Below are 13990 nucleotides of genomic sequence, written 5' to 3'. Positions count from 1 at the left end.
ATTATTTACTGAATTGAGCTTCTTCATCATGTACGCTTACACAACTAGAGAAGCAAGACTTGTTTTTTTCTTGACTAAATTTTTAAGAGCAGATTCGTTATAGCCTACTACAAGCTTTTTACCATCTGTTAAAATTGGTCGGCGAAGCAAACGAGGATGTTCAATTAATAGATTGACCACTTCTGATAGCGTCATGCTATCCACATCAACATTTAACTTTTTATATTCTTGACTTCTTTTAGCAAGAAGTTCATCCATCCCTTCTGTTGTCATAGAAAGAAGTTCAAGCATTTCTTTATGAGTAGGTGTTTCTCTAAATAAATGACGCTCTTTAAAATTTACATCTTCCTTCACTAGCCACTTTTTCGTTTTACGACAAGATGTACAGCTCGGGTACGTATAAAATTTAATTTCTTCCATATGAAACCCTCCCGTTTTTTTAGTTATAGATTGTTTATATACATTGTACACGTTTTGTATAACTTTTGTATATTATTTTGCACATGTTTTGTATAACTTTTTTTCTTCTGTCGTATTTCAAGGAAAAGATAGCGTTTTCAGGAAAGAAAGGATGTATTATAATGGAAAAGTATCGATATAGTTTCATAAGTGCTTTCTAGTGCTTACACAGCGATGACATTCATCATGACACTAACTAAGTTTGATAAAGGAGGAAATGGACGTGGAACGAATGTACCGTGTAATGGGGTTCTGGACAGCAATTTTCACTGTAATGTTTTACCTCGGTCACATGCATAAGACTTCTTTACTCTTTTTAGCTCAAACAGGCTTTTTTGTAATTCTTAGTTATTTAAAGCTGTCTGAAAGAATGTACATTTACGTTTTCGGAGCATATTTGACCGTCTTTTTTGTGGGGTTCACGTACTGGTCAACTTTTATGATGACACCAGGACAGTAAAGAGAAAAGCGATGGGCTTCCATCGCTTTTTGTATTCTTAAAAACCATTTAGGAAAGGATTTTGATCCATTTCGTGTCCCACAGTTGTTTCAGGTCCGTGACCGCTTAGTACAAGCGTATCTTCTGGAAGGGACAGCAATTTCAATTCGATGCTTTCTAACAGCTGAGCTTGATTGCCTCCAGGTAAATCTGTGCGTCCAATGCCGCCTGCAAAAAGCGCGTCACCAGATACTACAAAGTTACCCGGTTTAAAATAATATGAAACGCTGCCCGGAGAATGGCCAGGCGTTTCGTACACCTCAAATTGGAATGAGCCAATTGTTAAATTGCCTTCGATTGAAATAATATCAGTTGCATCTGGAGCCGTAATTTCTCCTAAATCAAAAAATTTCGAACCGTTTAAATCACTATTATGAAGCCATTCTTTTTCATTTTTATGTACATAAAGCGGGATAGAGTAGTGATTCATCACTTCATCTACTCCTCCAATGTGATCAAAATGAGCGTGTGTCAACAAAATAGCCAACGGTTTATACGTTTGTTTTTCTAGAAATTCAACGAGCTGTTTCCCCTGAGCTCCCGGGTCAAAAACTAAACACTCTTTTTTTTCGTTAGCAACGACATAACAATTCGTTTGAATAGGTCCTAGCGGTATACGATGATAGTTCATAATGTATCCTCCTTGTAAAATTTATTTCCGTTATATGCATTATCATACACACATCATCTTATAAATGAAAGTAAGGACCTTTCTAAGCTAATAAGACGAAAGAAAGATTGGTTTTCATCTCGACAAACGGTTAGAAAAGTTTTACAATTGAAGGGATAAGCTAATGATAGCGCTTTAATTTTAAGTTGCCTAAAGGAGGTTTCTTCGAGTGGGTCTTATGATTATTTTTGCACTAACAACATTGCTAGGCGTATTTGCAGCTATTTCATCTTTTAGAAATAAAAACATATTAGGCATTGGTTTTTCGGTACTAACATTCGGTGTGTTCGGATGGTTTACCGTGATGACCATTATACATCACGGTTATCCGGCGGTACATCATTAAAAAAGCCACGCAAAGCATATGCTTTGCGTGGCTTTTCAAATAGATAGATATTCCATTGTTGCAACTAAAATAGCTTTAGTCGGATTATATACGCGCGATATTTGAGATAGAGGCAGCGGATTAATTCCTTTCCCCAGTTCTAAAGTGAACCCTAGCTTTTTCTTTTCTAAAATAAACCAATCCTTAAATCCAGCGTGACTATCAATCGTTTTGACTGCTTTATAACCGCTTACCCTTTCAAAATAATTGGCTATTTCCTCCGCTTCCTTCGGCTCTTCATTCATATACCCCCAGTAAAATTCTTCTCCTTGGGTATGTAAAGCTATCACACAATCAAAATCATGACGCTCAACGAGTTTTACCATTGCCTGCGCTTCAGGTTCAGACAGAGATTCATAGCCTGGAAAGTCCCGATAATGTGGAGCTTTAGGTTCTTTGCGCTTTTTTTCAATTTCCCAATAAGCCGGAAACTGATTGTTTAAGTCTACCCCTCGGATATTTGCTTTCCAGCTTTGAAAATCAGGAAAATCTCTTCCTATTTTAGAAAGAAAAGACGCATAAGGTTCACTTACAGCAGGACCTTTTAAGACCAAATCTACTCCGTCTGGATTAACAATCGGAACCGCAGAAAGCGTAATTTGATTAAAAAGAGCTCTTGCTTCCTGCCCGTTCAACGCCTTGTCGTAATGAAGAGCAGCTAAATAATCTTCAACAAACTGTAGAAGAACATTTGTCGTAATCCATTCATTGGCATGAAAAGACGCATTAATATGAACCTTTCTTTCTCCGTTTCCAATTAAAATATGAGGAATCGGCTTTCCAAGCACGCTGCACCCTATCCATTCAAGAGAACCATAGGGGTAGTACGTCAAAAGTGTTTGGATATCTTGTATTGTTCGCATGTAATCGTAGGGCTTTTGAATATCTACAATTTGCATAATCTTCACTCCTTTACACTATGTATATGTAAAGATTGAAAAGATGCATGATAAAAAAGCGCTTTGACTAAATGTCAAAGCGCTTTTTTATCTCAGTTAGATTCTTGCTTATTATTCAAAATAAGATTTAACTAACCAAGCTCCTCCAATAATTCCCGCATCGTTTCCTAAAGTAGCGATTGCTAGTTCAGCACCTTGCGCTACGCGAGGAAATGCAAAACGTTTGAAATAATCTCTTACCGGTGCAAGTAATACCTCGCCTGCACGAGACACACCGCCGCCTAGAACGATCTTCTCAGGATTTAATGCATTAGCAGAGTTTGCTAGTGCTAGACCTAAATGAAAAGCAACTTTATCTACAACATGCATAGCTAACTCGTCTTTTGAACGAGCTGCATCAAATACATCTTTAGATGTAACTTGTCCATTTTGTTCTAACACTTTGCGAAGCTCACTTGGTTTGTCCGTTTCCGTTAATTCTTCCATTGTTAAACGTACAATTCCAGTTGCTGAAGCAATTGTTTCTAAACAGCCGGTTTTGCCGCAGTTACACGGTGCCCCGCCTTCAGGAATAGAAGTAATGTGCCCGATCTCACCAGCGGCTCCATTTACGCCTTGTACAATTTCACCGTTTGCAATGACGCCACCGCCAACGCCTGTGCCAAGCGTAACGCACAGTAAATCTTTTGCTCCGTCTCCAGCACCCTTCCACATTTCTCCAATCGCTGCAATGTTTGCATCATTGTCTACTACAACAGGAAGAGAAGTTTCTACTTCCAAGATATCTTTGATAGGGAATTTTTCCCAACCTAAATTGACAGCTACTTCAATCGAACCGTTTGCAAAGTTAACAGGCCCTGGTGCACCAATACCAATTCCTACTAACCTTGATTTTACTTCTCCAAGATCGTTTAACTTTTTATCAATTGCTTTTGCAATATCCGTTGGAATTTTACGGCCTTGCTCGCTCACATCCGTATTAATTTCCCACTTGTGAATGATTTCTCCATAATGATTAATAAAGGCCATTTTTATTGTTGTACCGCCTAAATCAACTCCAACTAACCATTTGTCATCCATGTTCATTCATCCTTTTTCTCTTTTTGTTGTTTTAACTCTCGACGAAGCAAAAGAATTGCCATTTGGTAATCACGTACATCAATCAAGTTAGACTGATATAACTCTTTTACTTCCGCTTCCATCAGCTCTAAATCAGCAATACGATCGCCCACGTATATAAAAATGCCGAAGGACTTTAATAATTGTTGTACATCATATAACGTATTCATTCTGTCACCTTTATCCTATTTTTTAGGTGATATGATTCATTTATTTTGAGATAACTCAACAGTCATTCAGTCATAAACAGCGGCCGTATTTAACGCCCACTGCTAGGTCTACATATTAATATTCTAGTAAACGTTCTCACAATAGTAAAGTATAAAATATTAAATTCGTCATTCAACAGTTTTAATTTCCTATCTCTTGCTTCAGCTTTTCGTATTTTTCATTTTGCGGTTCAAGCGCAATTGCTTTATCGATATTTTGTGTGGCCGCTGGAATATCATTCAGTTTCATATTCACCAGAGCTAAATTGTAATACGCCTCATGAAAAGTTGAATCATACTTTACAGCTTGATTCAATTGCTGTTTAGCTTCTTTATAATTTTCAAGATAAAATTCTGCGTTAGCACTGACGAAATAAACGTTACTATTTCCTGTTCCTTTTTCAACAAAAAGCTTAATGGCATCTTTTGCTTCTTCATACTGCTTCTGCTGAAGATACGTGGCCGCTACGCTAAGTGCATAGGGCTCATCTTGATAAACAGAACGCTCATGATATCCATAAAAAAGCAGACTTCCTACTAATAAAAGCGTGCAAATGAAAGCCGGAATCTGAACATACAGCTTTTTTTGTTTCGGTAAACTGACGATGCTCGCAGCTAAAAATCCGCCAACCAAACCGCCAATATGCCCTGCATTATCGACGTTCGGCGCAACAAATCCAAAAATCAAGTTAATCACAATGATGACAATGAAACTCGATCCCATTGTTCGAAAAAAGAAGCGTGGATTTGTTCTTGCTAAAAACAGTAAAGCTCCAAAGCAACCGAAAATGGCCCCTGAGGCTCCTGCGGAAATGGACGTATTCCATATAAAACTTCCTAGAGATCCTGCAAACCCGGCAAATATATAAATAAAGACAAAACGCCCGCTGCCATATATCCTCTCTACAAGCGTTCCTAAATAATACAGGGCTACACTATTCATAAGCAAATGCAGAAGTCCTATATGCAAAATTATAGGTGTAAAAAAACGCCACCATTCGCCTTCCATAATTAAGGGGTTGTATTTAGCTCCGTATTGAATCAGAGTGAGCGTATTTTGTGTACTGCTCTTCCATTCCAGAAATAAAAACATTAAGATTTGCAGCGCTAAAAATATATATGTAAAAATAGGCTTCCCGTATCCAGCTATTTGCTGTTCTTCGCTTTGCTTTTTCTGTACAAAAAGCACAATTTTATGTTTCCACTGCTCTATTCGCTGTGCTTCTTCTTCGGAAGAGAAATTGTCTGCGCTTTCTAATATAAGACCCAGCCGTTCGAATAGAGGTTCATAAGCGCTTGCTTTCTCTGCCGTTAATTGTTCAACGTAACTATTCACCTTAGAGGGACTTGGCGTACTTTCTAAGGACTGCTCTGTATAAAAAGGATCAAAATCAGCAAAGTAAATCGTGTTAAGAGTAAGCGTTGATTTACCTCTTTGCTTTCGCAAATTCTCAGCTCTTTGTAATGCATACAATACATCTTTTTGCTGCTCAACGGCTGATTTAAAATTCCGGCGGACTATGCGGACAATTGACTTATCTTTGCGATGCGAAGATTGAAACCATAGCTCTGAAGCATCAGCTTTCATCGAAATCAACTCATATGAAGAATGGCCAAGCAATTGCTGTGCCAGCTGCAAATAATAAAAATCTTGCCTAGACAAATAGTCACCTCCTCATACTCTCTATATGTAAAGATGGCAGAAAGCCAGGAAAAAAGCAACGATTTTCCCTTTTTCTTTTTCTACAAAAAAACACCTTACAGGTCTGTAAGGTGTTTTTTTATGTATCTTTCGCTCTTAGCGGAAGACCTGCTTCATTAAACGATCCCGAACAAACGGCAAATTAAAAAATGAACGAACAGCTAGACTGCGGATAAATGAATTTCCAAACAGCGAATTTAAAACACGGTATCTCATTTGATAGCCCAGCGTTCCAACAACTAAAAGCGTAAGTACTAATACAATATGTCTCATTTTCAAGCCTCCTTACGTTTACTTTGCTCCTATGATGAACATTTTATGCTCTTATATAGGTAAAAGCAGGATAAGGATTCCGCCTGTAAAAGAAGCAAGCAAAATAGCGGCAAGATTTACAACATCATTGTTAAAGAAAGTTATTCCTTTCTCTTTTATCGTTGGCTTACGGCAATGATCTTTCCGTTCCGTTTCAATACCGCAGCTTTGACAGTGAAAGCGAACTTGCACACTTGCTCCAAGAAGAGTGTCTATAGCGTTTCCAATAAAACCAAAGCACCCGACTAGCAATATACTACTTAGCGATACGGATGGAAAAGCAAAATAACAAGCGGCAGCAATAAGAAAAGCTCCGGCTGCTCCGGCTGCTGTACCTAAAAGTGAAACGGCTCCTGAGGTACCCGCTTCTACTCTCTTTAACGTCCAAAGGTAAAACGGCGGCTTTTTACTAAGAGACCCTATTTCAGATGCCCACGTATCCGCATTAGCAGCTGAGATGCTGATCATAAACATCCACATGTAAACAGGAAAAGCTGTTGCAGCATATAACAAACCGCAAGCAGCAGCTACACCTCCATTAGCAAGGACTTGAATATAATCTCGCCTGTCGTGCTTCTCTAACTTTTCTTCTAATGCACGTTTTTTTTCTTTTTTGTACTTACTACACAACGTAGAAGTGCTAAAAAATAAGAGTAAGAGTAAAAAACCTTGAAGCGAAAAACCGATATAAACGCTCGCTCCTACGATAAAAGACATGCAGGCTCCCGATACTGTCAGTGCTTTTGCTATGTAGCCTGCTCCTGCCATGAGTAATATTACAATTATCATGACAGCATCAAACGGATTCACAGCAAATAAGCTCCTTCTCTGTCAAAATATATTCAACGGGAATATCATGAGATTCATATGGGACCTCTGAAACGACTTGACAATCAAACGCAAGGCTTAGCTTCTGTCCGCTATAATCTGTTAGATAACGATCGTAATAGCCGCCTCCATAGCCGATACGATATCCATTTTTGCTATATACCACGCCAGGCACAAGGAGTAAATCAATTGAAGATTTTGAAACGGGAACAGTTTCTTCAACAATTGGCTCCGCTAACCCGTAGTACACTGTTTCAAGCTGTGAAAAATTCGTAATCTCGTAGAAAACCATTTGAGATGTTGTGGGGTTGCATTTTGGAACAGCTACTTTCTTTCCATCTTTCCAAGCACGTTCAATGATGGCTTTCGTATTAACTTCTTTATTTCTTGAAACCGTAGCTGCAATGACTCTAGCTTCTTTCCATAAACAAGTTTCATACAGTGCATTTGCTATGCTTGTTGAATGTACCTCGTGCTGCTCTTCAGAAATTAAATTAAGAACCCGCTTCATCTCTTTGCGCAGATGAGATTTCATTTTAATCCCCCCTATAAAAAAAACAGCAGGATTGTACTCCTACTGCTTACTTTGTTTCACGATGAAGTGTAACTTTTTTAAGTCTTGGGCTGTATTTTTTTAACTCAAGACGATCTGGGTTATTACGCTTGTTTTTAGTTGTAATGTAATTACGGTCACCAGTTTCAGTGCAAGCTAATGTAACGTTTACGCGCATCTATTTTCCCTCCAAACATTATAAACATAAATCAGACTTTAATATAATATCATTTTTCGAAAGGAAATGCCAGTCTGTTTTTTTGAAGAAAGTCATTTAATTTCATTTCTTCACTTTTTCTTTCCTCTTAGATCCCTGAGCCCCTTCTCTGCTACGCCTTATATATAGATGAAGTTTCTTGAAATAAGCGGAACTCTTTTTATGAGAGGCGTAATTCCTTTCTTTTAAATAAAAGCCATTATTTACACTCTTTGATACTCTTGTATTTTTTCTACAAAATATGCCGACAGCTTCTTGGCAGTCTGAGTGTTCAACGCCTCTGAATAAATATTTAATACAGGCAAGTGACCATCGGGCAAAATAAGCGTCCATTCATGGGGATCATGGTAAATCTTTAAGCCATCAATGACATACACTTGTTTACCAATTGCTTCTTCTAATAGTTTCTTCATCACTTGTTCTTGAATTTCTAGCGGACATGAAATGTACCGCCAGTTCATATAAGCGTGCGGGACATATTGAATCATTTCAGAAATTTTCCGCTGTTGCACCATAATTAATTCGATCAGCTGACATAAAGCGTACATGGCATCCAACTGAAATTGAACGGGCCCCAAAAGACTAAGCAAATCACGTTTTTTTGCTTTTGTCCTCATAAATGATTGATTGAGAGATTGAGCAAATGTTTCTAGTGTGGATGAATAGTGTATAGGAATAGGAACGAATGCTGCTTTTTTTGTCATGTATACGCTATAAATATAGAGCGACATAATTTCTGAGTCATTTACGCTGCAGCCTTTTTCATCATATAGAGCAAATGTTTCTCCATCTTCTTTAATCTGAATACAAAAAGACAGCTTATTTCGTTTAATTATTCGTTTGATTTCTTCTGTTTTCTCCCATTTGTTTAAAAATAAAACATGGACACGAAGACGCTTACATAATAGTTCGACAACTTTCTGTATAAACGGCGAACAAATCACGCCAATCCGCGTACTGTCTTCTAACAAAACATGCTGATTAATTGATTTTACTAAAGCATCACAATATTCTTCCCTGATATTTCTTATGCTTGTTTTTTTAAGTGAAACAGAAGTTGTTGTGTTTGCTTGTTTAGCTTGAAGGTACATCCGCTCAATCTTTTTTTCAATAAGCTGATTAACTAATTGCCCTTTCTTGTCATATATTTCTAAAAAGAGGCCGCTGTTTTTGCTATCCACACCAATATAAATACCAATGCTCGCTTGTGAAGTCATCATGTAATATCGAAATACCGGAAGAGCTTCTTTTTTAATATCATACACAGCTGAATGATTACTCCGTAAAAAAGAAAAGCATTCTTTGCGAAGTTGAATGGCTTCTCCTTCATCATCGCTTGCTAGACAGAACGCCCCTTGGTGTTTGCATACAAGTAATAACGCATTGTACAGTCTTTCTCGATCAACAGATGAATGTACATACAGGCGACCGTTTTTGAAGATAGAAACATCTGGTTTTACAGAAAGTTGAGGTAGTACTTGATTTTCAGCTACTGTATCTTGGACATACGTAGTCATTGCTTGAACATTTACATAGGGACCTATCGTAGCATTGTATAAAAACGATTCTGCCCCCACCGTTACGTTTTGAAGCAAAATTGTTTTATCGATTGCAGCATGTGCTTCTATGATACTATTGGTTCCGATAATCGTGTAAGGACCAATTGAAGCACCTTTTCTAATCACCACATTTTCTCCTACGTAAACCGGATCGTAAATAGTCACCCCTTCTTCTATAAGGGCGTCATCTGAGACAACACTTTCCTGTCTATTGCCAAACCACTTCCTCCACAAATCATAGTGTGCTTGACGATAATGGTGGATTTGCCCAATATCAATCCAATAATCTTCCGTTACAAAACTGCACACAGTATGATTATATTCCAAAAGAAGCGGGATAATGTCAAAGCTAAAATCTGTAGGACCATAAGAATTCACGTAATCAAGAACGGATTTTTTGATCACATACACTCCCGTATTAATCAATCGGCTATTGGCCTGTTCGTAGGTCGGTTTCTCTACAAATTCCGTGACTCGATGCCCTTCATCTATCGTCACCACTCCATAACCCCGCACGTCGTTTACTTCTTTTGTAACAATGGTCATTTCGCTTTTTTGTTCATAATGAAAATGAATAACGTCTTGAAGATTAATTTCTGTTAAGGCATCTCCACTAATAATAATACATTCTTCCTCAATAAAGGCCTCTGCTCGCTTAATTCCGCCCGCTGTTCCAAGAGGCTCTTTTTCGATAAAATAAGTAAGCGTCACTCCCCACTGAGAGCCATCCCCGAAGTATTCAATAATTTGTTCATGCCTATACTGCAGCGTAATCCCAATCTCTGTAATTCCATGTTTCTTAAGCAGTTCAATGCTATATTCCATCACAGGTTTATCGTAAAGCGGCAGCATAGGCTTTGGAATCGTATAGGTCAAGGGCTGCAGTCTTGTTCCTTTACCGCCAGCAAGTATAATGGCTTTCAATTTTTTGCCTCCCTTCTTTTTTTATCCTGGCAAATCTGATGTTGAAACAGCTTACTTGTATCAATAGCGATTTTTTCCCAGCTAAACATAGTTGTTGCTTTTCTATACCCATTTTCGCTGATTTTTGCAGCCGTTTTTTCATTTTTTAACAAAAATTCAATACAGTTGATTAATTCGAGCGTATCTCCTCGGGCAAACGTCAGGCCCGTGTCGAAATGTGAAACAATATCGCTTAGACCTCCTGTATCGGCAACGATAGTTGGCTTCTTGGCTACCATCCCCTCTAAAGCCACAATTCCAAAAGGTTCATATAAACTTGGAAAAACAACCATTTTGCAAGCTTGAAGAAGCTGATTTCGTTCGTTATCGGTAATGTATCCAATAAAATACACGTATTTGTCTAGTTGCTTTTCACTTACCTGTGTTCGAAACTCATGAAGTAAAGGCCCTTTTCCTGCTACAACGAATTGAACATCTATTTGTTTTTTCTTAAATAGTTCCGCTGCTTCAATAAATAGCTGAAATCCTTTTTCATATACAATTCGTCCAATTGAAAAAATAATAGGGGCCTTTCTAAAATTATATTTCTTTTGTAAACTTTCTTTTAACCGCTCATTTACTGCGTCGACTACCAGCTGCTTGTCAATTCCATTTGGAAATATAGCAATTTTATCTTGCTCTACGTGAAATAAAGTGATTAATTCCTTCTTCATATAGTCGCTGCAGACAATGATTGAGCTTGATTGTCGAATCAGCTCCTCTTCTTGCAAGTGAATTTTTTGCTGCATGTCATTATGAATACCATTATTGCGCCCATGTTCTGTCGCATGAATGGTCGTAATTAGCGGTCTATCCGTTTTATCTGCTAAACATTTTGCAGCGGAGGCAACAAGCCAGTCATGAGCATGAATAACGTCAAAAGACAGCTTGTAGCCTAACTGCAGTCCTCTAAGAGCCATAGCCACGTTCAAACTGTTTACCCATGTCAAAAAATCCGGATGATGAGGCTGCAGGCTTTTAACTCGGTAAACGTGAACACCGTATAAACGCTCATATTCCGGCAGCCCCTCTACATACGTTGTTAATACACTAACGTGATGGCCCGCCTTTGCTAACGCTCTGGATAAATCAAATACATGTCGTGCAAGTCCTCCGATAACTAGAGGAGGGAATTCCCATGCAAGCATTAAAATGGAGAGACCGCCTTTATATTGATTTACTGATAAAGCCGCCGGCTCTATCTCTTTTGCAGGGTATAAAAAAGAACTTCCTGAAAGAAAACTGTTTTCGCTATCCATCCTTGGATTCTCTTCGTGACAAAGAAAATCAAATAGTTTTACTTGCCTTTCGTATTCATTTTTGACTTTTTCAAAATTATAAAGCCAATCGCTGCTACTTAAAAGGAGCCACTGTCGGTAGATAGCATTCACCACGCTAGGATGTTTAGAATCGATAACATCTAGCATCGCCTCTGACTTCTGTACGGTTGAAATAAACAATTGATTGTTCTCACTGACAAATTCGGCGCTTTTTGTTGCACCGTAGAGTGCAAGAGTTTCGTTTTGATGAAACTCTATATCCCTCGCGTAATCTAAAGGATATTGAAATATACCGCTTGCTGCTTGCATTCGCTGAAAGCCAAGCGTGTCCTTAGCCTTCAAATCTAAAAAAACGCTCGCTTTATTGATTGTTCCTTCCTCAACTTGTTTTCCTTGCTTAGGATATGGAAACAAGATAATGCCAGCAGGCGACTTTTTTAGTTCATCTGTTGATGACTTCACAAAGGTATAGCACATTTCATGAGATTTTAGGAGCATATCTACTTGATGAGTATACTCTCCTTGCTGTATAAAAAAACCGACGGGCTTTTTTTCAAAAAACTGTTGAAAAACACGTATTGCTTCTGTAGTTTGGAGATTTAATGTTTGTTCGGTTTTAAGGGTGGAAACGAACGCGTTCGTTACGGTAGTAGGAATACACTCCATCATGTCATGCTGAAAAAAATATTTGCAGGCTGAGAACAAGCTCCCGTTCCACTTTTTTAAAAAGGTGAGTGCTCTCTGATGCTGCCGGCTTGAAAACTGGTGTAAATATTGAGCGTAACGAGTATTAAACTCCTCGTCGTTTAATGTGTTCAAAAACACACAAGACATCACAACTGTTGCACCTATCAACTTCTTAGACTCAATTTGATCTAAAAAAGGGATGAACTCATTCGTTACTTGTTCAAACAGCAGATACTCATTCTCTGTTTGAAGTACATGTAGCAACGGACAATGCATATAAGTTAAAAGAATACAGTCATCACTATTCATATTGCTTCTTCACCTGCTCCAAGTCATTTGAATATAAGGAATATGTGCTAAATTCATTTTGAACACCCTGGTGAACTTTTACAGGTTCGTACATCCAGCCTAACGAAGTTACATTCACTTGTTCATATTTTTCTTTCATCAAATAAACTGGATTCGAACGAAGAAGGGAAAAAAAACTTCCTTCTTTATCTTGAATACCAATATCTATTACATACGTGCGCTCACTTTCCAAGCTGTTCATAAACATGAAGTCTTGCTTAGAAGTAAGACCCTTCATATAATAGCGGTTTGATTCATGGCCGTTAAAATGAAGACCTGTTATATCATACGTACACATAGCTAGGTTCAATTCTTCCCACCTTGTCGAAAACATACTTTCTACCATCTCTCGAATATGCTCAGAAAACGACCAGTGAACATAAATACGAGATGAGTCAAGCTGAGTAGCTATACACACATTTAAGTTTTGAATAAGGTTAGCAGCCACTGTTTTATCACTTCGTTTCTTAGAATGTTTTTTCTACATATAAATGCCGTATAAACTTATTAACATCTTACCATTCAGAAAAAGTTGCCACAATAAACGCAATTTGTCGATTTGTGTTAAAAATTCAGGTTAACATAGTAATTATAATTTACTAACAAAAAAACCTCTTCGCTTATTAGAAGAGGTTTTTCTACTATTCGTTTAAGTCGTAGCGTTTGCCCTTTACAAGGTAAAATACGCTTTCTGCTACGTTAGTGGTATGATCAGCCATACGCTCTAAATAGCGGGCTACAAATAAAAGCTGCGTAATTTGGTTCATAGCCTCCTGCTTTTCTTTAGCAAGACTTAAAAGTTCTTTTATTGTTATTCCGTAGAGCTCATCCACTTGATCGTCCATTTCCGCTACTTTTTTAGCCAGCACAAGATCTTCCTCGTGATAAGCTTTTAACGAAAGGCTCAACATTTCAATCGAAATATCGTGCATTTTCTTTACGTGTTCTAACGGCTTAATTAATTCTTCGTTTCCAATTCGTATAGCTGATTTTGCTACGTTAACCGCAAAATCTGCCATACGCTCAACATCCGAAGCAATTTTAATTGCCACAATGATACGTCTTAAATCGATAGCCACCGGCTGCTGCTTTGCGATCAGTAAGATAGCTAGGTCATTAATTTCTTCTTCTAAGTCATCCACGTATGAATCGCCGTCGATAATTTCTAGCGCCAGCTCAACGTTGCTTGTTTGCAACGCTTCAATTGATTTTGATAGCGCCTCATGCGTTAAGCGCCCTATTTCTAATAATTTTTCACGTAATATCTTTAAATCACCATGAAACTTTTCGCGTACAACCAC

General features: G+C 38.0%; 16 protein-coding genes. 2 read left to right on the top strand and 14 right to left on the bottom strand.

What is annotated here, in order from left to right:
* Nucleotides 1-36 precede the first annotated feature (36 nt).
* The gene (locus AC0C45_RS02125; protein ID WP_013059178.1) at nucleotides 37-420 is read right to left on the bottom strand and encodes a Spx/MgsR family RNA polymerase-binding regulatory protein; all 384 of its coding nucleotides are present in this window, start codon (nucleotides 418-420) and stop codon (nucleotides 37-39) included.
* A gap of 262 nt (nucleotides 421-682) precedes the next feature.
* On the opposite strand from AC0C45_RS02125, the gene AC0C45_RS02120 reads away from it, so the two are divergent.
* On the top strand, nucleotides 683-919 hold the full coding sequence (locus AC0C45_RS02120; protein WP_013059179.1) for a DUF2626 domain-containing protein: 237 nt from the start codon (nucleotides 683-685) through the stop codon (nucleotides 917-919).
* A 37-nt stretch (nucleotides 920-956) separates the two neighbouring features.
* On the opposite strand, the gene AC0C45_RS02115 is transcribed toward AC0C45_RS02120, so the two are convergent.
* The gene (locus tag AC0C45_RS02115) at nucleotides 957-1589 is read right to left on the bottom strand and encodes an MBL fold metallo-hydrolase (RefSeq protein WP_472927891.1); all 633 of its coding nucleotides are present in this window, start codon (nucleotides 1587-1589) and stop codon (nucleotides 957-959) included.
* Nucleotides 1590-1797: 208 nt separating this feature from the next.
* Here AC0C45_RS02115 and AC0C45_RS02110 point away from each other — a divergent pair, with 208 nt between their 5' ends.
* A complete protein-coding gene (locus AC0C45_RS02110) occupies nucleotides 1798-1974 on the top strand; it encodes a DUF2759 domain-containing protein (RefSeq protein ID WP_013059181.1) in 177 nt (58 codons plus the stop codon).
* A 35-nt stretch (nucleotides 1975-2009) separates the two neighbouring features.
* Here the strand turns inward: AC0C45_RS02110 and AC0C45_RS02105 are convergent, their stop codons facing one another.
* The 12 genes from AC0C45_RS02105 to phoU all read right to left on the bottom strand — a co-directional run bounded on the left by AC0C45_RS02105 (nucleotide 2010) and on the right by phoU (nucleotide 13990).
* Nucleotides 2010-2912 carry a M14 family metallopeptidase gene (locus AC0C45_RS02105; RefSeq protein WP_237892956.1) on the bottom strand — a complete coding sequence of 301 codons (903 nt, stop codon included), beginning with the start codon at nucleotides 2910-2912 and terminating at the stop codon, nucleotides 2010-2012.
* Between the two features lie 111 nt (nucleotides 2913-3023).
* Nucleotides 3024-3992 carry an ROK family glucokinase gene (locus tag AC0C45_RS02100; protein ID WP_016765565.1) on the bottom strand — a complete coding sequence of 323 codons (969 nt, stop codon included), beginning with the start codon at nucleotides 3990-3992 and terminating at the stop codon, nucleotides 3024-3026.
* Between the two features lie 2 nt (nucleotides 3993-3994).
* Nucleotides 3995-4201 carry a YqgQ family protein gene (locus AC0C45_RS02095; RefSeq protein WP_013059184.1) on the bottom strand — a complete coding sequence of 69 codons (207 nt, stop codon included), beginning with the start codon at nucleotides 4199-4201 and terminating at the stop codon, nucleotides 3995-3997.
* Nucleotides 4202-4382: 181 nt separating this feature from the next.
* Nucleotides 4383-5903, bottom strand: coding sequence for a rhomboid family protein (locus AC0C45_RS02090; protein ID WP_047932639.1), 1521 nt, complete (start codon nucleotides 5901-5903; stop codon nucleotides 4383-4385).
* Between the two features lie 135 nt (nucleotides 5904-6038).
* A complete protein-coding gene (locus tag AC0C45_RS02085; protein ID WP_013059186.1) occupies nucleotides 6039-6215 on the bottom strand; it encodes a hypothetical protein in 177 nt (58 codons plus the stop codon).
* A 51-nt stretch (nucleotides 6216-6266) separates the two neighbouring features.
* The gene (locus AC0C45_RS02080) at nucleotides 6267-7064 is read right to left on the bottom strand and encodes a DUF92 domain-containing protein (protein ID WP_016765568.1); all 798 of its coding nucleotides are present in this window, start codon (nucleotides 7062-7064) and stop codon (nucleotides 6267-6269) included.
* The gene (locus AC0C45_RS02075) at nucleotides 7051-7617 is read right to left on the bottom strand and encodes a 5-formyltetrahydrofolate cyclo-ligase (protein WP_047932640.1); all 567 of its coding nucleotides are present in this window, start codon (nucleotides 7615-7617) and stop codon (nucleotides 7051-7053) included. The genes AC0C45_RS02080 and AC0C45_RS02075 overlap by 14 nt, the downstream gene beginning before the upstream one ends.
* Nucleotides 7618-7663: 46 nt before the next feature.
* The gene (gene rpmG, locus AC0C45_RS02070) at nucleotides 7664-7813 is read right to left on the bottom strand and encodes a 50S ribosomal protein L33 (protein ID WP_013059189.1); all 150 of its coding nucleotides are present in this window, start codon (nucleotides 7811-7813) and stop codon (nucleotides 7664-7666) included.
* A gap of 242 nt (nucleotides 7814-8055) precedes the next feature.
* Nucleotides 8056-10335: a sugar phosphate nucleotidyltransferase gene (locus AC0C45_RS02065; RefSeq protein ID WP_280168721.1), complete on the bottom strand. Its 2280-nt coding sequence runs from the start codon at nucleotides 10333-10335 to the stop codon at nucleotides 8056-8058.
* Entirely contained in the window at nucleotides 10332-12650 is a 2319-nt protein-coding gene (locus AC0C45_RS02060; protein ID WP_472927890.1) for a glycosyltransferase, read from the bottom strand. Before AC0C45_RS02060 ends, AC0C45_RS02065 begins: the two co-directional genes overlap by 4 nt.
* A complete protein-coding gene (locus AC0C45_RS02055) occupies nucleotides 12643-13137 on the bottom strand; it encodes a DUF4912 domain-containing protein (protein ID WP_047932643.1) in 495 nt (164 codons plus the stop codon). The genes AC0C45_RS02060 and AC0C45_RS02055 overlap by 8 nt, the downstream gene beginning before the upstream one ends.
* Before the next feature lie 193 nt (nucleotides 13138-13330).
* Entirely contained in the window at nucleotides 13331-13990 is a 660-nt protein-coding gene (gene phoU, locus AC0C45_RS02050; protein WP_013059193.1) for a phosphate signaling complex protein PhoU, read from the bottom strand.

This window comes from Priestia sp. VA7 (assembly GCF_055710015.1).
Note: the sequence above shows the minus strand (reverse complement) of the source record. Positions and strands in the feature narration are given on the sequence as shown.